This window comes from Bifidobacterium sp. CP2 (genome assembly GCF_018555635.1).
Classification (GTDB): Bacteria; Actinomycetota; Actinomycetes; order Actinomycetales; family Bifidobacteriaceae; genus Bifidobacterium; species Bifidobacterium saguinibicoloris.
In genome coordinates this window covers 353,704-374,602 of sequence record NZ_JAFEJX010000001.1, presented here as the reverse complement: position 1 = coordinate 374,602, position 20,899 = coordinate 353,704, and the positions used below count along the sequence as shown (strand labels likewise).

The following is a 20,899-nucleotide window of genomic DNA, read 5'->3' as shown; positions in this document are numbered from 1 at the left end:
TCGATGGATGATGATGCCGACCGCTGCTGTGACTGTGTATCCATACATGGTCAACAACCGGCGACCTGTAAACCATGCCCCGAGACACCCGTCAACCATGCCCCAGGACATGGCGTCAACCATGCCCCGAGACATGCGTCAACTATCCGCTGAGACTAGACAGTCCTGGTTGTTTCGCTGGGAGGGGTGTTGGCGAGGCGGTCTGGATGGATTGTGCCGTGTCGCTTCGCTGAGGAGTCGGTTCGCGATGCAGATTGGTCGGTTCCTGACGGGCTGTCTCACGCGGAGGCCTTTGCGCGACGCGATTCCGTCGTATCGTTCCGAACCGTTTCGCTGGGAGGGGTGTTGGCGAGACGGTCTGGTGGAGTTGTGCCGTGTCGCTTCGCTGATGGTGGTTTCCACGAGGTGGTTCGTCATGCCGTGTCCTGGTTGTTTCGCTGGGAGGGGTGTTGGCGAGGCGGTCTGGATGGATTGTGCCGTGTCGCTTCGCTGAGGAGTCGGTTCGCGATGCAGATTGGTCGGTTTCTGACGGGCTGTCTCACGCGGAGGCCTTTGCGCGACGCGATTCCGTCGTATCGTTCCGAACCGTTTCGCTGGGAGGGGTGTTGGCGAGACGGTCTGGTGGGGTTGTGCCGTGTCGCTTCGTTGATGGTGGTTTCCACGAGGCGGTTCGTCATGCCGTGTCCGGGCCGTTTCGCCGATGGCATCGGGGGGATGGGCGTCGGATTCCATATAGTGACCATTATGCGGCCGGATGTCCGAAACGTGACTGACTGGGGCGCAATCGCATACGGCGTGTGTTCAATGGTGGACGTGAACGAAACAGACAGGACATACGACTACTACGTGGCCGGGCCGTTCTTCGACCCGGAACAGTCGGACAGCATGGAACGGCTGGAACGTACCCTGGAGGACCATGGCAAGACGCTGTTCAAGCCGAGGTTCGTCAGCCAGATCGAGGACGTCGGACCGGACGGCTGCTTCCGCGACGACATCGCCGGCATCAACGCCTCGAAGGCCGTCATCGCGAACCTCATGGACGAGGACGCCGGCACCATGTTCGAGATCGGATACGCGTATGCACAGGGCAAGCCGGTATACGGCTATCGGGAGGGGCTCACCCCCATGGACCGGGTGAACCTCATGGTGGCCCAGGCCGTGACGATGGTGTTCTCCGGCCCCGAGGATCTGGCGAAGTGGCTGGAGACGGGGGAGCACGAGGAGATCGACTACATCCAGTTCTGAACGATCCGGCTCCTGAGGTCCCGGGGCTCCGAGCACGAACGCGACGCCCCGCATACGACGATGCCCGCCACGGCCCTTTCGCAAGGGGCGTGACGGGCATCGCGATACCGCCGGCGGATCCCCTCTCCGCTTGAAGTCATCGGCGAATCCTCGTCATCACATCTGTCTCCCCTCTCGGAGGGGAGCTGTCAGCGAAGCCGACTGAGGGGAGCAGCCCGAATCAGGGAACGGTTCAGGCCCTCCACCACGGTCGCAGCGGATACCACTTGCCGTCCGGATGCCCCACGCGATCCGGGCAGACGGCGAGGAACTGGTGGATCTGGATGCCGTCGAGCTCGAAGTTGAGCGCGCACGCGGCCATGTAGAGGCCCCACACCTTCGCCCGTTCGAAGCCGACCTGCCTCACCGCGTCGTCCCAATGCTCGGACAGGTTCCGGTTCCAATGATGCAGCGTTAGCGCGTAATGCTGGCGCAGGTTCTCCTGATGCACCACGTTGAAGCCGGCGTCGTGGATGCAGGATTCGATGAAGCCGGGCGCGCCGAGATCGCCGTCCGGGAAGATGTAGCGGTCGAGGAACTCGTCGGTGCCGGGCTTGCCGTCCGGCTTGTCGTGGCTGATGGTGATCTGGTGGTTGAGGAGACGTCCCATCGGCTTCAGCAGCTTGTACATCTCCTCGAAGTAGCTCTGGTAGTTCTTCACGCCCACATGCTCCATCATGCCGATCGAGCTGATGCCGTCGAAGTCGCGCTCCGGCACCTCGCGGTAGTCCTGCACGCGCACTTCCGCCAGATCGGAGAGCCCCTCGCGGGCGATCCACTCGTTCGCGTACGCCGCCTGCTCCTTGGAGAGCGTGACGCCCAACGCCTTGATGCCGCGGCGCGCGGCGGCGATGACCATAGAGCCCCATCCGCAGCCGATGTCGAGCAGGCGCTGCCCGGGCTCAAGACCCAGCTTGTCGAGGATGAGGCGCAGCTTGTTGGCCTGCGCGTCCTCGAGGCTCATGTCCTCGTTCTCGAACACCGCGCAGGTGTAGGTCATCGATGGGCCGAGGAAGTCGGCGTAGAACTCGTTGGACATGTCGTAGTGGAAGCTCACCGTCTCGGAGTCCGCCTTCTCGGTGTGGGGGAGCAGCCCCTCCTTGATGCGCGCGAACTTGCTCGGCCCCTCGGTGGCCGGCACCGGCGGCCTGCGGAACCCGTGGCTGAGGATGCCCGCCGAGACGCGGGCCAGCGAGACCGGCGTGAACGGCTTGACGTACTTCGCCATCGACACCATCGCGCGCATCGCCGGATACGGGTCGGCGTAGTCGATGCCGTCCACGTCGAAGTCGCCCAGCACATAGGCGCGCACCACTCCGATTTCGTTCGGATGGGCGAGCAGCTGGTACATGCAGTTCGGGCTGGTGATGCGGACCTTGAGCGCGGCGTCCGCCGAACCGAAATGCGAGCCGTCGAACGCGTCCACCCGCACGGGCGCGTCGTCCTTGAGGAACAGGCCCACCATCTCCCCGACCGTCATCGATTTTCCATTCGCCATGTCACTGCCTCCATCCGTGTTCTTGTCATCACCGTGCATGGAACCGCCGCACGGTCCGTATGAAACCCCGTTTCGACGCATATCCTAGTCCCGGGCGTTTTGGAGGAAACGCCGTGCGCTGTGGAGTATGGCCGCGTGATGATGGTTTCGTTGACATCGCCGGCGTGCCGCGGTTTAGCGCCGATTTCCGCGGTTTCGACAAGGACGGCGGCCGGAACTGGGCGTTGCCGCGACACCGTCTCAGGGAATTCCCGGAAAATTCTCCGGCGGGATGCCGGCGGCGCCCGCAGCCGCGAGTACACTAAGAGGCTGTCGGGCGGTGCAGCGATGTACCGGCCCGCAGTGAACACAATGGACATAGCTTAAAGGAGAGCCTCATGGTCTATCGCATGATCTTCAACCAGACCGCCTACTTCGGACGCGGCGCGATCAAGGAGATTCCGGCCGTCGCCAAGCAGCACGGCTTCACGAAGGCGTTCATCGTCACCGATCCGGTCCTGCTCGAGACCGGCACCGCCGAGAAGGTCACCAAGGTCCTCGACGAGGCCGGCCTGCCGTACGAGGTGTTCTCCAACGTCAAGCCGAACCCGCCGGTCGAGTGCATCAAGGACGGCGTCGAGAAGTTCGCCGCCTCCGGCGCCGACTTCCTCATCGGTCTGGGCGGCGGCTCCCCGCAGGACACTTGCAAGGGCATCGGCATCATCACCGCCAACCCGGAGTTCTCCGACGTGCTGTCCCTCGAGGGCGTGGCGGACACCAAGAACCCGTCCGTCCCGATCTTCGGCGTGCCGACCACCGCCGGCACCGCCTCCGAGACCACCATCAACTACGTGATCACGGACACCGCCAACAAGCGTAAGTTCGTGGCCGTCGACCCGCACGACATCCCGATCGTCGCGTTCGTCGACCCGGACCTGACCGACTCCATGCCGCGCGGCCTCAAGGTCGCCACCGGCCTCGACGCCCTGACCCACGCCATCGAGGGCTACATCACCCCGGGCGCCTGGAGCCTGTCCGACTGCCTGTCCATGCAGACCATCCGCATGATCGCCAAGAACCTCGCCAAGAGCGCCGACGGCGACGTGCCGGCCGGCGAGCAGATGGCGTACGCCTCCTACATCACCGGCATGGCCTACTCCAATGTGGGCCTCGGCCTGGTGCACGGCATGGCCCACCCGTTGGGCGGCCGCCTCGGCGTGGCGCACGGCGTGGCCAACGGCATCCTGCTGGCCCCGGTCATGGAGTACAACAAGGACTACACCGGCGAGAAGTACCGCGACATCGCGGACGCGTTCGGCGTCGAGGACGCCTACACCGGCGATCTGGAGAAGGTGCGCGAGGAGGCCGTGCAGGCCGTCCACAAGCTCACCGTGGACCTGAAGAACCCGACCACGATCTCCGAGGTCGGCGCCACCGAGGCCGACCTCGAGCCGCTGGCCCACGACGCGTTCAACGACGTGTGCACGCCGGGCAACCCGCGCAAGGCCACCGAGGAGGACATCCTCGCCATCTACAAGTCCCTGATGTGACGTCCGGCCGGTTCACGATCCCCCGGCGTGGAGAATCGTGAACCGGAAACGAACGGAAACGAACAAAGCCCGGAATCGGCTTCGGCCTGATTCCGGGCTTCGTCATGTCCTACCGTGCAGGGCGCCGGTTCACGATCCCTCGGCGTGGAGAATCGTGAACCGGACGGCCCCGGGGGCCGGGGCACCCGTGCCTACTCGTGCTTTTCGTCGTAGGTCTCGTCGGTGGGCGTCTCGTCGTAGAGCTCGTGCCCCTCCTTCTCCGCGAGCTCCATCTGCTCGTTGATCCACGCCGCCTCGGCCGGGTTGATGTCCGCCGTGTTGAGCACCTTCTGCCACACGGGGTAGAACAGGTGCATCACCGGGTACATGGCGGTGAACAGGATCTCCGGCTTGTGCTTGCGCCAATGCTGTGGGTGGGCGTCGAACGTGTTGCGGAACCGCTTCATGTAGTTGCGGAACGAGGAGAGCGACGTGTCCATGCGGCGGGCGCTCATGCCGGCGATCATGCGCGGTGAGTACACGGTCTTCAGCCCCTTGCCCATGAGGTGCAGGGAGATGTCGATGTCCTCGTGCATCACGTCGGCCTTGTCCCGGCACACCTCGTCGGCGATCGCGTGCCACGCGGAGGCGCGCAGCGCCATGTTCGAGCCGAACAGCAGCGGCTGGCCGCCGTCCGCGCGGTAGATGCGCTTGCGCAGTGAGTTGTCGCTCTTGAGGCCGAAGTGGCGTGACGGCATGTCGTAGTACATCACCGGCCCGGTGGCGCCCATCGCCTCCGGGTCTTCGGTGAAGATGCCGGAGACGACCTCCACCCAGTCGGGCTTGATCATGCAGTCCGCGTCGAACCGTCCCAGCACGTCGCCGGTGGCATGGTTCAGGCCGTAGTCGCGCGTGGGGATGAGCCCCTGTTCGGCGTCCTGGTGCAGCAGCTTGACGGGCGCCTCCGGATGCTCCTTCATGAACCGTTCGACGATGGCGCACGTGTCGTCCGTGGACCGGTTGTCGACGACCAGGATTTCGTAGGGCATCACGGTCTGCCGGATGGTGTTGAGCAGGCAGTCGGCGATGCGTTCGGCCTCGTTCCAGGCCGGGATGACGATCGAGACGTTCAGCATGATGTCCAAGAATAATGCCGTCGGCGTACACGGGGTGATGCGGACACGGCCGTGGCGCGCCCTGAAAGCGAACAGCAGGAGAACTTTCCGTGGCCATCGCCCCGGTCGCTACAATGGGGAGCCATGAATCAAAGCGTGCGTGAGCATACCGCAGCCGAGGACGCCGAACAGCGTTGGGATTTCGGCACCCTCTTCCCCTCGAAGGGCGATCCGCGCAAACCTCCGGAATGGTTCAGCCGCGCGTTGCTCTACGTGGCCATCGCCATCATCGTCTTCGCCTTCTGCTGGCGCTCGTGGGGCAAGATCGACTATCTGGTGCTCGACATCATCATCTCCTTCTTCCTGGCGCTCGCCATCGAGCCGATGGTCGTGGCGTTGGTCCGCCACGGTTGGAAGCGCAGCTTCGCCTCGCTGGCCGGCCTGCTGACGGTGGCGGTCGTCATCGGCGTGCTGCTCTCCCTGTTCGGCAGCATGTTCCTCCAGCAGATGATCGCCATGATCTACGGCATCCCCGCCACCTACGAGCAGATCAGGACGTTCGTGGTGGACCAGTTCTCGGTGGACATCCCCGACATGGACAATCTCGGCTCCGAGCTCATGAAGTCCGATCTGCTCAAGAACATCCAGAGCTCGTGGGTGAGCGACTTCGCCGGCACGGCGGTCAGCACCGTGGGCGGTCTGTTCTCCTTCCTGCTCCAGCTGCTCACCGTGGTGATGACCACCTACTACATCTCCGCGGCCGGCCCGAAGCTCCGCCGCTCCTTCTGCCAGTGGATGGCACCGGGCATGCAGAAGCGCTTCCTACTGGTGTGGACGGTGGCACAGGACCAGATCTCCTCGTTCCTGTTCTCCCGTTCGATCCTCGCGATGATCAACGCGGCCTGCACGGCCATCTTCCTCGAGGTGCTCAACGTGCCGTACTGGCTGCCGCTCGCCCTGTTCTGCGGCGTGGTCTCCCAGTTCATCCCGACGGTGGGCACGTACATCGGCGGCGCGCTGCCGGTGGTGTTCGCGTGGGGCAACCGCGGGTGGACGTATGCGGTGGCGGTGCTCGTGTTCATCATCGTGTACCAGCAGATCGAGAACCTGCTGCTCTCGCCGATCATCTCCCGCCGCACGATGGACATCAACGAGGCCGTGGCGTTCCTCGCCGTGCTGGCGTTCGGCTCCGTGTTCGGCGCGTTGGGCGCGTTCCTCGCGCTGCCGGTGACGGCCTCGCTTCAGGTGATCTTCCGCGTGTACACGCGTCGGTACGAGCTCGTCGATTCGCCGTTGATGAACGATCCGGTGACGGAACGCAAGTCGAAGGTGGTCGAGGCGTCCGAGGCGTTCAACGAGCATGTGCTCCATCCGATCGGCGACCATATGCCGCGTGCGGCCAAGGGCTCCACCAGCCGCGTGCCGATGAACGACGAGATCCGCCGTCTCCAGGAGGCGATCTACGCCATTCCGTCCGACGAGGCGGGGGAGGGCGAGGGCGACGATTCCGCCACCGTCGCCATTCCGAAGGGCGTGCTGTCCCGTCGCGCCGCGTCCGGTCTCAAGGGTGTGGGCGATGACGTTCCGTCCGACGACGACGCGTCGTCCGACGGTTCCGTCCCGTCCGATGACGCGGCTTCGTCCGATTCCTCCGACGTTCCGTCCGATGCCGCGACGGACGACAACCCCCGTGCGAGGTGGCACTGATGGTCCTGCTCACCGTACTCGACATGCTGCTGTTCGTGGTCGGCGCCGTCGGCATGATCTACCAGGGCGCCTGCGTGCTCATGTCCCTGTTCTCCAAGCCGGTGCGTTTCCCCGAAGCGCCGATGGACCGCAGGTACGCGGTGCTCATCTCCGCGCGCAACGAGGAGAACGTCATCGGCAACCTCATCGGCTGCATCCACGACCAGACCTATCCGTCCGACCTCATCGACATCTGGCTCGTCGCCGACAACTGCACCGACCACACCGCCCAGGTCGTGCGCGACCTGGGATGCCACGTGGTGGAACGCCACAACGACAAGCTCATCGGCAAGGGCTACGCGCTCACCTACCTGCTCGACCACATGATCGACGAAGGCATCGCCGACGACTATGACGCCTACTTCGTGTTCGACGCCGACAACCGTCTCGACAGGCACTACTTCGAGGAGATGAACAAGGCCTTCCAATCGGGCTTCCGCATCCTCACCAGCTACCGCAACTCCGTGAACCTCAACGACAATTGGGTGTCCTCCGGCTCCGCGCTGTGGTTCATCCGCGAATCCAGGTTCCTCAACAACTCGCGCATGCTGTTCGGATCCAGTTGCCACGTGGGCGGCACCGGCTTCATGTTCTCCAAGGAGATCATGAAGCGCAACAAGGGCTGGAAGTTCCACCTGCTCACCGAGGACCTCGAGTTCACGATGGACTCCGTGCTCCACGGCGACCGCGTCGGCTACTGCGGCACCGCCATCCTCTACGACGAGCAGCCCGTCACCTTCGCGCAGAGCTGGCGGCAGCGCCTGCGCTGGAGCAAGGGCTTCCTGCAGGTGTTCCGGTATTACGGCCCCGCGCTCATCCGCCGCGCCGTCCGCGAACGCGACTTCTCCGCCGTGGACTTCACGCTGCTGCTCTGCCCGTTCACCGTACTCGGCGTGGCGCGCATCCTCCTGGGACTCCTGTTCGCCGCGTTCGGATTCGTCACTTGGAGCAGCCAGCTGAGCTCGCTCACCGGATGGGCCAACGGCATCGTGCTGTCCATCGTCGCCATGATGGGCCTGGCCGCGTTGACCATCGTGGCCGAACGCAAGCAGATCGGCGCCACCAACAAGGAGCTGTTCGCCTACGTGCTCGCCTTCCCCATCTACATCCTCTCCTACGTGCCGATCTCCTTCCAGGCCATCTTCTCCAAGGCCCAGTGGAAGCCCATCGCCCACAAGGGATGACCGGACGGCCGCGCCGGTCTCAAGGCATGGCGGTACGCTGGTGGGGCAACGGGCCCGTCGGCGAACCGTCACGGGCCATGTGGAAGCAGGACATCGACTGGTAAGGACGGTGGAACCAGGTGGCACGCAGGGCACGAGGCAGGAGACCTGTCGGACATCGCGTCATCACATGCGCCGTGGCCGTGGCGTTGACGCTCGCCGGGGGCGTGGCGTACGCGGCCGGCGACATCGCCGACGTCGTTCCCGGACCGCTCACCCTCCGGCAGACCACCGTCCGCACCTACGCCGACCCGGCCTCCACCATTGCGGCCGGGACCATCGCCGGGGACGCGGAGAAGAACAAGCCCATCGATGCCTCCGCGGCGCAGGCGCTCATCGACGCGTTGGGGACGGCCGAAGGCGTCGGCTCGGACTACTCGGCCGTCATCGCCGCCACGGACGGCACCATCGTGGCGCAGCATGAGGCGGACACCCCGCGGGAACCGGCCTCCACCACCAAATCACTCACCGCGTACGCGGCCGCCGCGACCCTCGACATGGGCTCGACGCTCGACACCACCGTCCACCTGACCCACACCGACGGCACCCCCGTCATCGTGCTCAAAGGACACGGCGACATGCTGCTCGGCGCCGGGCAGAGCGACCCGGACCACATCAACGGGCGGGCTGGGCTGGCCACGCTCGCCGACCGGACCGTCGAGGCGCTCGGGAAGCGGGGCATCACCGCCGTGGCGCTCGCCGACGACGACACGCTCTTCGGCGAGGACCGCACGCCCGACATGGTCGACAACAATCCCGAAGGCCGCTACTACACGCCCATCTCCACGATGGCCATCGACGGCGGACGCGACTGGACCGGACTCGAGACCCAGGACAAGGACCAGTTCACCGAATACCCCGCGCTCTCCCAGCACACCGCGCAGGACGTCGCCGCCACGTTCAAGATGCTGCTCGCCGAACGGGGCATCACCGTCACCGACTCCACCGACATCAGCGGGCAGGAGGACTCCAACCGCATCGCCGCCGTGAGCTCCGCGCCCCTCAACGAGATCATGGCGTTCATGATGCGCCATTCGGACAACACGCTCGCCGAACTGTTCGGACGCCTCACCGCGCTGAAGACCGGACAGGAGAACTCCATCGCCGGCGACACCGCGGCCGTGGCCAAGGTCCTCAAGGACAACGGCATCACCACCGAGGGGCTCACCCTGAGCAGCTGCTCGGGCCTCGCCCCCGGCACCACCATCACCGTGTCCACGCTCATCGGCGTGCAGGCCAAGCTCGCCGACCCGGACGGCGGGGCCGCCGCCGCGTCCGAAGGACTGTCCATCCCCGGTCTCGTGGGCACCGCGAAGAACCGCGTGGCCGACGACGCCGTGCGCGGTCTGGTGCGCGTGAAGACCGGATCGCTCACCGGCGTGCGTTCGCTCGCCGGCAACGTCTCGCGCACCGGCGGCGGCGAGCTCATCTTCGCGGTCATCGTCAACCATGCCACCAACGAATGGGCCGCCAACAAGGCCATCGACCAGATGGTCGCTGGTTTGGTGAAACTCTAGAACCCTCACAGGAACCGCCCAGAAACACGTCATTCGCGTGTGCCAAGATGGTGGGCATGCGAATCGCTGACGTACAAGACGACATCGACCACGAGCTGGTCAGCACAGAGGAAATCCACGCCATCATCGACCGGGCGGCCGCCGAGGCGAGCCGCGACTACGCGGGGAAGGACCCGCTGCTGGTCGCCGTGCTCAAAGGCGCGGTGAACACCATCGCCGCATTCTCGCAGGCGCTGTCCATCCCCTGCCAGCTGGATTTCATGAGCCTGTCCAGCTATGGATCCGGCACCGAATCCAGCGGAACCGTGACGATTCGTCAGGATCTGTCCACCGATGTTCGCGGTCGGCACATTCTCATCGTCGAGGATATCGTGGATTCCGGCAGGACGCTCGCGTGGCTGGTGGAGGAGCTCAAACGCCGCGGCGCCGCGTCCGTCGAGATCTTCGCCCTGCTGGAGAAGCCGTCCAGGCACGAGGTGAAGGTCGATGTGAAGTACAAGGGGCGTGAGATTCCGGACGAGTTCGTCGTGGGCTTCGGTCTGGACTATGCGGAGAAATACCGCAACCTCGATTCGATCGCGGTGCTCAAGCCGCACGTCTACCAAGGAGGACAGGCATGAGCTTCCCTCAGGGGCCGGGGCCGAACAACAACGGCGGCAACGGCAACAACCCGTTCACCAACCCGTTCCACCGCAACGACGACAACCGCGGCAACGGCAACAAGCCGAACAGGAACGGCGAGGGCAGGCCGGTCTGGCAGTCCCCGTGGCTGTGGGGCGCCGTCATCGTGGTGCTCGTCGCGGTGATGTTCCAGCTGTTCGCCGGCACCGGCACCCAGACCATCGACACCAAGGACGGCCTGCAGCTGCTCAAGGACGGCCAGGCCACCTACGCGAAGATCGTCGACAACAAGCAGAAGGTCACCCTCGAGCTCAAGGACGACTTCAACAAGAAGGACCCGGACACCGGCAAGAACCACGACTACGGCAAGAAGGTCCAGTTCTACTACACGTTCGCCCAGGGGCAGGATATCCTCAAGGCCGTTCAGAAGGCCGAGCCCTCGAAGGGGTGGAGCGCCGACATCGAGCAGACCAGCATGCTCAGCTACCTGGTCACCTCCATACTGCCGTTCATCATCTTCTTCGTGCTGTTCTGGTGGCTGATGAGCCGTATGGGCGGCGCCTCCGGCATGCTCGGCATGGGCGGCAAGAAGAACAACGGCAAGCTGCTCGAAGGCCAGACGCCCACCACGAAGTTCTCCGACGTGGCCGGCGAGGACGAGGCCCTCGCCGAGGTCGAGGAGATCAAGGACTTCCTCAAGGACCCGTCCAAGTACAAGGCGCTCGGCGCGCGCATCCCGCGCGGCGTGCTCCTGTACGGCCCTCCCGGCACCGGCAAGACGCTGCTCGCGCGCGCCATCGCCGGCGAGGCCGGCGTGCCGTTCTACGCGATGGCCGGCTCCGACTTCGTCGAGATGTTCGTCGGTCTCGGCGCCTCCCGCGTGCGTGACCTGTTCGACGAGGCGAAGAAGAACGCCCCCGCCATCATCTTCATCGACGAGATCGACGCCGTGGGCCGCAAGCGCGGCTCCGGCATGGGCGGCGGCCACGACGAGCGTGAACAGACCCTGAACCAGCTGCTCGTCGAGATGGACGGCTTCGACAACGACACCAACCTCATCATCATCGCCGCCACCAACCGTCCCGACGTGCTCGACCCGGCCCTGCTGCGCCCGGGCCGCTTCGACCGTCAGGTGGGTGTGGCCGCGCCGGACCTCGAAGGCCGCGAGGCGATTCTCAAGGTCCACGCCAAGGGCAAGCCGTTCGTGCCTGACGTCGACCTGCACATGGTGGCCGTGCGCACGCCGGGCTTCACCGGCGCCGACCTGGCCAACGTGCTCAACGAGGCCGCCCTGCTGTGCGCCCGCGCCGGCGCCCAGCTCATCGACAACCGCGCCATCGACGAGGCCATCGACCGCGTCCAGGCCGGCCCGAAGCGCAAGTCGAAGGGCATGGCCCTCGACGAGCTGCGCAACACCGCCTACCATGAGGGCGGCCACGCGCTCGTCGCCGCCGCGCTCCACCACACCGACCCGGTCACTAAGGTGACCATCCTGCCGCGTGGCCGCGCGCTCGGCTACACCGCCGTCATGCCGACATCCGACCGCTACTCCGAATCGCGCAACCAGCTGCTCGACCAGATGGCGTACGCGATGGGCGGCCGCACCGCCGAGGAGATCGTGTTCCACGACCCCACCACCGGCGCGTCCAACGACATCGAGAAGGCCACGAAGATCGCCCGCACCATGATCACCCAGTACGGCTTCTCCGCGAAGCTCGGCGCCATCAAGTGGTCGGACGACGACGCGCAGAGCGGCGACCTGGAAAGCCTCGCGCCGCACAACTACTCGAACCGCACCGCCGAGATCATCGACGAGGAGGTCCTCAAGCTCGTCGAGACCGCGCACACCGAGGCCTGGGAGATCATCAACGCGAACAGGGACATTCTCGACGAGCTCGTGCGTCAGCTGCTCGTCAAGGAGACCCTCAACGAGAAGGAGCTCGCCCAGATTTTCGCGCCCATCCGCAAGGCGCCGGAACGCCAGGTGTGGCTGTCCGACGACAGGCGCCCCGATTCCGACACCCCGCCCGTCGAGATCCCCGAATCGCTCAAGCGATCCGTGGGCATGAAGGCCGGTGAGTGAGCGCATGGCCAGACATGCGCATAGCGTCCCCGACGCCGCCCGCCGTCCCGCGCCGCAGTCCGGAACGCCCAGAGCGCCGAAGGCGCCCGTCCCCGCGGACCGTCCCGCCGTGGACATGCCGTCCGTGGAGGAGCAGGCGCCCCGCCCGGCACGGCCGGCGCGTCCCGTCCGGTACGACGAGGACGGCGTGCGCCAGGCCGTGAGGCTGTTCCTCACGTCGATCGGCGAGGATCCGGACCGCGAGGGGCTGGCCGAGACGCCGGACCGCATCGCCCGCGCCGGCCGCGAACTGTTCGCCGGCCTGTCCGCCTCGCCCGAGCACGTGCTGGAGAAGCGGTTCGCCGTGGACACCGACGAACTGGTGCTCGTCAAGGACATCGAACTGTATTCGGTATGCGAGCATCACCTGCTGCCGTTCCACGGCGTGGCCCATGTGGGCTACATCCCCGCCAAGGACGGCGTCATGGGCTTGAGCAAGCTCGCCCGGCTCGTCGAAGTGTACGCGCGGCGTCCGCAGGTGCAGGAACGCCTCACCCAGCAGATCGCCGACGCGCTCGTCGAATACGCCCACGCGCGCGGCGTGATCGTCGTCACCGAATGCGAGCACCTGTGCATGTCGATGCGCGGCGTGAGGAAATCCGAGGCGCGCACCGTGACCTCGGCGGTGAGGGGGCTGCTGCGCAACCCCGCCACCAGGGCCGAGGCCATGAGCCTGATCATGAACCATTGACCGATACCGAGGCGAGGCTCCCGATGAGGGGGCCTCGCCTCGGTTATCGGACGGAACACGGAGCCGATCGAGGGGAGACGGACATGACGACGGACCTGCGCGCGCTGCGCGACGCCGGACACACGCTGGTGATGGGCGTGCTCAACATCACCGAGGACTCGTTCTCGGACGGAGGCCTCTGGCTCGACCCGGATGCCGCCGCCGCGCACGGCAGGGCCATGGCCGCCCAAGGCGCCGACATCATCGACATCGGCGCCGAATCGACGCGCCCGGGCGCCAAACGCGTGGCCGAACAGGACGAACGCGCCCGCATCGTCCATGCCGTCAGGGCCCTCATCCCCTCCGGCGCCGTGCTGTCCATCGACACCACGCGCGCCACCGTGGCCGCCGCCGCGCTCGACGAGGGCGCGCACATCATCAACGACGTCTCCGGCGGCACCCTCGACCCGGACCTGCCCCACGTGGCGGCCGACCACGACTGCCTGTACATCGTGCAGCATTGGCGCGGCTGGCTCGCCGGCTCGCACGGCGTCACGCCCGACGCCGACACCTCGCACTACGAGCACGGCGTGCTCGCCGACGTGCGTGACGAGCTCATGCGCCAGGTCGACCGCGTGCTCGCCGCCGGCGTCGACCCCGAACGCGTCGTCATCGACCCGGGACTGGGCTTCTCCAAACCCGGCGTCGAACACAACCTGCCCCTGCTCGCCGGACTCGGCGCATTCCGCGCCACGGGCTTCCCGGTGCTCATCGGCCAATCCCGTAAGCGCTTCGTGACCGCCGTCCTCGGCGAGGCCGGCATCGAGGACCCGGACATGGCCGCGCGCGACGACGCCACCGCGGCGTTCAGCGCCCTGTGCGCGGAACACGGCGCCTGGGCCGTGCGCGTCCACGACGTGACGCGCTCCAAGGCCGCCGTCGCCGTGGGCGACGCGTGGCGCCGGTACGCCGGCGACGCCGACCGTCCCACGACGCACGAGGAGACGTCGTCCGGCCGCTGACGGCCGCGACGCCGGAATCGGAAAGGAACCCGATGGATACGATACGACTGACCGGCGTGCGCGCCAACGGCACGCACGGCGTACTCGACTTCGAACACGAGCGTGCGCAGACGTTCATCGTCGACGCCACCCTGCACCTCGACCTGACGCGCGCCGGGCGCACCGACGCGCTCGAGGACACCGTCGACTACGGGCGCATCGCCCGCGACATCACCGACGTCATCGAAGGTGGACACGTCGACCTCGTCGAGACGCTCGCGCAGCGCATCGCCGACCGCGTCCTCGCCCACGGCGCCGTCGCGGCCGTCGACGTCACCGTCCACAAGCCGCACGCGCCCATCACCGTGCCGTTCGACGACGTGGCCGTCACCATCACGCGCGGACGCGCGGGGGACGCCTCGGAAGCGCGGACGAATGCGTCGGCCGGCGACGTTGCGGCGGACGGGACCGCCGCGCCGGACGTCATCCACCGCACCGTCATCGCGCTGGGCGGCAACCAGGGCGACGTGGCCGCCACGTTGCGTGCCGCCGTGCGCGACATCGACGCGCTCGACGGCACGCAGGTCGTCGGCGTCTCGCCCCTCTACCGCACCGCAGCATGGGGCATGCCCGACGGCACCCCCGACTTCCTCAACGCCGTGATCGAGGCGACCACGTTGCTGGGCGCGCGCGACCTGCTCGCCGCGCTGCGTCGCATCGAGACCGCACACGGCCGCACGCACGTCGAACACTGGGCGGATCGTCCCCTCGACCTCGACATCATCGACTACGACGGCGGGGAATCGGACGACCCCGCGCTCACCCTGCCGCATCCGCGCGCATGGCAGCGGGCGTTCGTGCTCGTCCCCTGGGCGGCGCTCGACCCCAAGGCCGACCTGCCCGGCATGCACGGCGGACCGGTCGCCGAACTCGCCGAAGGGCTCCTCGCCGAAGCCGACCCCGACGAACCGCCGGTGACGCTCGAGGCACGCGACTGGATGAGCAGTGCGCGCACGGCCGCGGCGGCATCCTCGGCGGCATCGGCGGCGGTTGGAACGGACGGACGGACGGGACAGGCGGACGGCGCGCAGGCCGGCGACGGCCTGACCTCCCGCAGGGCCGTCATCTCCATGGACTCCACGCGCACCGACGCCGAACGGCTCTTCCGCGAAGCCATCGTCGCCATCGACGGCATCCCCGGCAGCCAGGTGGAGGGCATCTCGCCGCTCTACCACGTGAGCAACCTCGACGGACCCGACGCGATGGCCGCCGTCATCCAAGTCGAGACGAAGCTCGGCGCGCGTGAGCTCATCGGCGCGCTGGACGCCATCGAACACGGCGCACACGCCGGCGACGACGCCGAAACCGACCCCGGGCGCGGCGGCGCGCGCGCCCTCGACCTGGACCTCATCGACATGGACGGCGTGACCTGCGACGAGCCGGACTGCCGCGTCCCCTGGCCCACCGCGCGTGAACACGCAGCCGTGCTCGCCCCCTGGATGGACATGGACCCCGAAGCCCGGCTCGGCGGCGACCCGGTCTCCTTCCTGCTGGCCATGGCGCCGGACGCCGGGCGCGTGGGGCTCCTGTCCGACAACTGGATCATCCAAGGCGGGGAAGGAGACATCCGATGAACGCGCGACGCACCCCCTGGTGGCATCCCGCCATCGCGATCGCGGCGGGCGTCGCCGCCGGCGCCGGCGTGGCCGAACTCGGCGAACGGTTCAACCTCACGATCATCGGGGCGCCGTGGTTCGTGGCCGCCGTGCTCATCGCCATCGGCGTCATCGTGCTCGTACTCGCCGTCAACGTGCACAAATACGCCAACACCGACCCGCGCAAACGCCCCAACACGTTCGTCAACCCCACGCTCGCGTTCAACACGCTCGTCCTATGCAAGGCGCTCATCCTCGCCGGGGCGGCGCTCGCCGGCTGGTACGGCGGGCAGATCATCCCCGCGGCGGCGCACATCGAGGCCGAATACTACGCGCAGGCGGTGCTGGAATGCGCCGTGACCGCCGTGGTCTGCCTCATCGACATGGGCATCGGCATCGTGGGGGAGCGGCTCTGCCAGCTGCCGCCCGGCGAAGGGCCGGAGAACCCCAGGATGCGCAAGACCGCCAAGGAACGCGGCGTGGCGCCGACCGCGGCGAAGACGGGGCGCTGAAAGGGCGTTGATAGGGCGGGACGTCAGTCCTGCGGGACGCGGATCATCGCCTCCTGTGCGATGGCCGCGACCAGCTCGCCGTCCTGCGAATACACCTTCGCCAGCCCCAGGCCCCTGCCGTGCGCGGCGGTGGGCGTGTCCTGCACATACAGATGCCACTGGTTGACGTCGACGTCCCGGTACCACCACATCGAATGGTCGATGGAGGCGTACGAGATGCCCGGCGTGGAGATCGACAGGCCGGCGCGGCGCAGCACCGGCTCCATCATCACCTGGTCGCAGCCGAGCGCCAGCATGGCGCGGTGCATGAGCTGCGGCACCTCGACCTCGCCGTCCGACTTCATCCACACCATCTGGTGTCCGGAATCGGCCGCGGCGGCCTTCCGGTCCGGCCCGAGCATGATCGTGGGCGTGATATGGCGGATGTCGAACGGCGACTTCTCCGCGTAGTAGTTCGCGAACGGCGACTTGCCGGCGTACGGCGCCATGAGGTCCTTCGCGCTGGTCAGCGACTCGGGGTCCGGCAGGTCGGTCGGCATCGGGTCGGCGAACTCCACGCCGGACTGACCCTCCAGCTGGAACGAGGCGATGGCGGTGAGGATCGACCCCTCCGCCTGGGTGACGTTGATGCGGCGCGCGGAGAACGAGCGTCCGTCGCGGAGCTTCTCCACGTCGAACAGCAGGTCCTGGCGGATGTCGCCGGGCGCTACGAAATAGCCGTGGATGGAATGCGGCAGACGGTTCGGCGCCACCGTCTTCGCGGCCGCCATCAGCGACTGCGCGATGACCTGGCCGCCGTACACGCGTCCGGTGGGGAAGTAGAGGCTTTCGCCGTTCACGTACGTGTGGTTGCGGTAGTCGGAGGGCCTGCCCAGCTTCAACACCTTCACCAGATGCTCCAATGGTGTCGTCGTGCCGTCCGTCATGGTCTTCCCCTTAGCTGCGTTCGATGGTCGAATGTTCAATTGTGCGTAGTACATAACGCCCGGTCGATGGTATCGCAACGACGGTCCGCGCGGGATCGCACGTCCGGGGCGTGATGGTCATCACTGTAACGGCGGGGCGTTAATGGCCGGCGGAAGGATTGTAACGAGCGCGTGAGCTACGTGAACGGCCGGTTATGGCGGGGAGCCCGGGGTGGCTTGGTGGCTGCGTCGGGGACGGCCGTGGGAGGTGCGGCAGCAGGAGACGCGGAGAGCCCGCCACCGATGGTGACGGGCTCTCCGATTGCGGTATGCGGACGACCTGCCGCGGTGCGTCAGCCGCGCACGAGCTTCTTGTGCAGGCGGTGCGGACGGGCCGCGTCCTCGCCGAGGCGGGCGATGCGGTTCTCCTGGTACGCCTGGAAGTTGCCCTCGAACCAGTACCACTTGGCCGGGTTCTCGTCATCGCCCTCCCACGCGAGGATGTGCGTGGCGACGCGGTCGAGGAACCAACGGTCGTGGGAGATGACCACGGCGCAGCCCGGGAAGCCGAGCAGCGCGTTCTCGAGGCTCTCCAGCGTCTCGACGTCGAGGTCGTTCGTGGGCTCGTCGAGGAGCAGCAGGTTGCCGCCCTGCTTGAGGGTCAGAGCCAGGTTCAGACGGTTGCGCTCGCCGCCGGAGAGCACGCCGGTGAGCTTCTGCTGGTCGGAGCCCTTGAAGCCGAAGCTCGCCACGTAGGCGCGGGTCGGCACCTCGACGCCCGCCACCTCGATGAAGTCGAGACCGCCGGAGACCGCCTCCCACAGGTTCTTGTTCGGGTCGAGGCCCTCGCGGTTCTGGTCGACGTAGCTGATCTTCACGGTGTCGCCGATCTTGAGCTCGCCGGAGGTCAGCGGCTCGAGGCCCACGATCGTCTTGAACAGCGTGGACTTGCCGACGCCGTTCGGGCCGATGACGCCGACGATGCCGTTGCGCGGCAGCGTGAAGGACAGGTCGTCGATGAGCACGCGGTCGCCGAACGCCTTGTGGATGTGGTTCGCCTCGAGCACTAGCGAGCCCAGACGCGGGCCGGCCGGGATCTGGATCTCGGAGAAGTCGAGCTTCTTGTTGTTGCGCGCCTCCTGCTCCATCTGGTCGTAGCGCTCCAGACGGGCCTTGTTCTTGGCCTGACGGGCCTTCGGGGAGGAACGGACCCAGTCGAGCTCGTCTTTGAGGCGCTTGGCGAGCTTGGCGTCCTTGGCGCCCTGAATTTCCATACGCTTGGCCTTGGTCTCCAGGTAGGTGGAGTAGTTGCCCTTGTACGGGTACAGGTGGCCGCGGTCGACCTCGCAGATCCATTCGGCCACGTTGTCCATGAAGTAGCGGTCGTGGGTGACGGCGATGACGGCGCCCTTGTACTGGTGCAGGAACTGCTCCAGCCACAGGATCGACTCGGCGTCGAGGTGGTTGGTGGGCTCGTCGAGCAGCAGCAGGTCCGGGGCCTCGAGCAGGAGCTTGCACAGGGCCACGCGGCGGCGCTCGCCGCCGGAGCACACGTTCACCGGGGTGTCCGGGTCCGGGCACTGCAGGGCGTCCATCGCCTGCTCGAGCTGGGAGTCGAGATCCCAGCCGTTGGCGGCGTCGATCTCGGTCTGGAGCTTGCCCATCTCCTCCATGAGGGAGTCGAAGTCGGCGTCCGGGTTGGCCATCTCCTCGCCGATCTGGTTGAAGCGGGCGACCTTCTCGGCGATCGGGCCGAACGCCATCTTGATGTTCTCGCCGACGGTCTTGGTGTCGTCCAGCGGCGGCTCCTGCTGCAGGATGCCGACCGTGTAGCCCGGGGTCAGGGTGGCCTCGCCGTTGGACACGGTCTCGAGGCCGGCCATGATCTTGAGCAGCGTGGACTTGCCCATGCCGTTCGGGCCCACCACGCCGATCTTCGCGCCCGGCAGGAAGCTCAGCGTCACGTCGTCGAGGATGACGCGGTCGCCGAACGCCTTGCGGGCCTTGATCATCTGGAATACGAATTCTGCCACTTGCAGTTACTCCTTAAAGGTTGGAATTCCGCCGTTCCTTGGTTTGCGCACGTCGGCCGCCCCGTGCGGCGTCGTTGTCGGTGTCCGTCCGCATAGCGGTCGGACGCATGCCAAACCACCGCCCACCATGCTATCGGAAGGGCTGGAATGGAGGGGGTTCCGATGTCGTCGCCCGCCCCGGCCACGTCCGGTGGGCGGAGGTGGCACGATGGAGCCATGGAAGAACCTCCGCAACGGCCGTTCGATGCCGTCTCGTCCGATGCCGTCTCGTCCGATGCCCGCGACCCGTACGGGGACGGCGTGGTCACCGAGGCCGAGCGCGCCGCGGTCGCCGCGATCCGCGCCAAGGCGTTGATCTGGCTCGTGGCGTTCCTCATCGCGCTGGTCGCTGCGGTCGTGGCCTGCCTCGGCGGAACGCACGGGGGCCTGTGGGGCGTCGGCGATCCCGCGGCGCTCGCCCGGGCCTACCCCTGGCTGGCGTGCGCCGCGGTCGTGACGGGCGTCGTCGCCCTCACGTACACGCTCGGGTGGCGCAGGGGCGCGGCCGTCATACGCGACGCCGCGGCGGGCGACCGGATCGCCGTGGCCTATCTCAGGCATGGACCTCGGCTCGGCACCGTGGAATGGTGGTGGGCCAACCCTCCGGTCCGGCCTTCCTCCGAACGCCGCAAGGTGGTGGTCATGGGCGTCGTGCTGTCGTTCGTGGCGGTCGCGTTCGTCTCGATGGCGGTGGGCATGTGGGTGTTCGATGCGCCGGTTGGGGGTCCGGGGCCGGCGTCGGCGTCGCTGTTCGCGGCGGCGCCGTTCGTCGCGTTGGCGGCATGGTGCTTCGTCTATGCGGCTCGTCCGGTCGAACGCGCCATCCGCGTGCTGGGTCTGATCCGATGGGCGTCGATCGGCATGGGCCTGATCGGCATCGCGGTGACCGGGGCGATGCCGCATGGGCGCGTCTTCGCGGGAGGCCTGATCGTCGCATCCTACGCCGCGTCGCACACCATGGTCCGGGCGTTGCGGTCGCTGGCGGTCATGGCCTTGCCCGGGCCGGTGACGATGCCCCGATACCGCGAGGACATCGAACGGGACGTCGCCCGTCGTGCGCGGCGGGGCGGCCAGGTCGCCTCCGAGGGATGGGGGTTGGACATGGTCCGCGAACGGCGGGAACGCGCCATGTTCGTGCGCTATACGCTGATCTCCGTCGGGCTGATCGCGATCATCGCGGTCGCCGCCTGGGTGAGGACCATGATGGGATGATGCGCCGTGGGCGGGGACGCGAGGCGGGCGGATGCGCGGATGGGACATGACGAAACGACTCGGCATCGATCGCGCCATCCTCGTCGTGTTGCCGGTGCCCGCCGGCGATACGCGGCGCGACGGCGGGCGGCGTCCGTCCGTCGATGTCTGCGCCGCCCCCGGTCCGCCGCGGTGAGTTTCGCGTAACATTCGCCCGTACCATGACATTGTTTGATATGCAACAATCGCCGCGGGCTAC

At 67.0% G+C, this 20,899-nt stretch carries 17 protein-coding genes; 13 read left to right on the top strand and 4 right to left on the bottom strand.

All coding sequences use genetic code 11. The features are described 5' to 3' along the window. Positions 1-813 precede the first annotated feature (813 nt). Positions 814-1,245, top strand: a complete 432-nt coding sequence (locus tag JS531_RS01470; RefSeq protein WP_338024109.1) for a nucleoside 2-deoxyribosyltransferase — start codon at positions 814-816, stop codon at positions 1,243-1,245. 232 nt (positions 1,246-1,477) lie between these two features. Here the strand turns inward: JS531_RS01470 and JS531_RS01465 are convergent, their stop codons facing one another. Then, entirely contained in the window at positions 1,478-2,782 is a 1,305-nt protein-coding gene (locus tag JS531_RS01465; protein WP_214311583.1) for a class I SAM-dependent methyltransferase, read from the bottom strand. Positions 2,783-3,159: 377 nt separating this feature from the next. Here JS531_RS01465 and fucO point away from each other — a divergent pair, with 377 nt between their 5' ends. After that, the gene (gene fucO / locus JS531_RS01460) at positions 3,160-4,311 is read left to right on the top strand and encodes a lactaldehyde reductase (RefSeq protein WP_214311581.1); all 1,152 of its coding nucleotides are present in this window, start codon (positions 3,160-3,162) and stop codon (positions 4,309-4,311) included. A gap of 191 nt (positions 4,312-4,502) precedes the next feature. Here the strand turns inward: fucO and JS531_RS01455 are convergent, their stop codons facing one another. Continuing rightward, entirely contained in the window at positions 4,503-5,426 is a 924-nt protein-coding gene (locus JS531_RS01455; RefSeq protein ID WP_214311579.1) for a glycosyltransferase family 2 protein, read from the bottom strand. A gap of 123 nt (positions 5,427-5,549) precedes the next feature. On the opposite strand from JS531_RS01455, the gene JS531_RS01450 reads away from it, so the two are divergent. The 9 genes from JS531_RS01450 to JS531_RS01410 all read left to right on the top strand — a co-directional run bounded on the left by JS531_RS01450 (position 5,550) and on the right by JS531_RS01410 (position 16,472). Then, complete coding sequence (locus JS531_RS01450; protein WP_214311571.1) at positions 5,550-7,112, top strand: AI-2E family transporter; 1,563 nt, start codon at positions 5,550-5,552, stop codon at positions 7,110-7,112. Continuing rightward, a complete protein-coding gene (locus JS531_RS01445; protein ID WP_214311569.1) occupies positions 7,112-8,335 on the top strand; it encodes a glycosyltransferase family 2 protein in 1,224 nt (407 codons plus the stop codon). The genes JS531_RS01450 and JS531_RS01445 overlap by 1 nt, the downstream gene beginning before the upstream one ends. 119 nt (positions 8,336-8,454) lie before the next feature. Then, positions 8,455-9,891 (top strand): D-alanyl-D-alanine carboxypeptidase, encoded by a 1,437-nt coding sequence (locus JS531_RS01440; RefSeq protein WP_214311567.1) that lies wholly within the window; start codon positions 8,455-8,457, stop codon positions 9,889-9,891. 56 nt (positions 9,892-9,947) lie between these two features. Further along, positions 9,948-10,511 carry a hypoxanthine phosphoribosyltransferase gene (hpt, locus tag JS531_RS01435; RefSeq protein ID WP_214311559.1) on the top strand — a complete coding sequence of 188 codons (564 nt, stop codon included), beginning with the start codon at positions 9,948-9,950 and terminating at the stop codon, positions 10,509-10,511. Next, positions 10,508-12,595 (top strand): ATP-dependent zinc metalloprotease FtsH, encoded by a 2,088-nt coding sequence (gene ftsH, locus JS531_RS01430; protein WP_214311557.1) that lies wholly within the window; start codon positions 10,508-10,510, stop codon positions 12,593-12,595. Before hpt ends, ftsH begins: the two co-directional genes overlap by 4 nt. 115 nt (positions 12,596-12,710) lie before the next feature. Next, positions 12,711-13,325, top strand: coding sequence for a GTP cyclohydrolase I FolE (folE, locus tag JS531_RS01425; RefSeq protein ID WP_214311666.1), 615 nt, complete (start codon positions 12,711-12,713; stop codon positions 13,323-13,325). A gap of 83 nt (positions 13,326-13,408) precedes the next feature. Continuing rightward, positions 13,409-14,326, top strand: a complete 918-nt coding sequence (gene folP, locus JS531_RS01420; RefSeq protein ID WP_214311555.1) for a dihydropteroate synthase — start codon at positions 13,409-13,411, stop codon at positions 14,324-14,326. Between the two features lie 32 nt (positions 14,327-14,358). Beyond that, a complete protein-coding gene (gene folK / locus JS531_RS01415; RefSeq protein WP_214311553.1) occupies positions 14,359-15,939 on the top strand; it encodes a 2-amino-4-hydroxy-6-hydroxymethyldihydropteridine diphosphokinase in 1,581 nt (526 codons plus the stop codon). Continuing rightward, the gene (locus JS531_RS01410; RefSeq protein WP_214311551.1) at positions 15,936-16,472 is read left to right on the top strand and encodes a DUF3180 domain-containing protein; all 537 of its coding nucleotides are present in this window, start codon (positions 15,936-15,938) and stop codon (positions 16,470-16,472) included. The genes folK and JS531_RS01410 overlap by 4 nt, the downstream gene beginning before the upstream one ends. Positions 16,473-16,495: 23 nt before the next feature. Here JS531_RS01410 and JS531_RS01405 read toward each other — a convergent pair whose 3' ends face one another. Continuing rightward, positions 16,496-17,398 (bottom strand): acyl-CoA thioesterase domain-containing protein, encoded by a 903-nt coding sequence (locus JS531_RS01405; protein ID WP_214311549.1) that lies wholly within the window; start codon positions 17,396-17,398, stop codon positions 16,496-16,498. Between the two features lie 332 nt (positions 17,399-17,730). Continuing rightward, positions 17,731-19,410: an energy-dependent translational throttle protein EttA gene (ettA, locus tag JS531_RS01400; protein WP_214311547.1), complete on the bottom strand. Its 1,680-nt coding sequence runs from the start codon at positions 19,408-19,410 to the stop codon at positions 17,731-17,733. A 216-nt stretch (positions 19,411-19,626) separates the two neighbouring features. Between ettA and JS531_RS01395 the strand changes: the two genes are divergently transcribed. Both JS531_RS01395 and JS531_RS11215 read left to right on the top strand, forming a co-directional pair. After that, positions 19,627-20,661, top strand: a complete 1,035-nt coding sequence (locus JS531_RS01395) for a hypothetical protein (RefSeq protein WP_214311539.1) — start codon at positions 19,627-19,629, stop codon at positions 20,659-20,661. 46 nt (positions 20,662-20,707) lie between these two features. Then, positions 20,708-20,836, top strand: a complete 129-nt coding sequence (locus JS531_RS11215; RefSeq protein WP_276313061.1) for a hypothetical protein — start codon at positions 20,708-20,710, stop codon at positions 20,834-20,836. Positions 20,837-20,899: the final 63 nt, after the last annotated feature.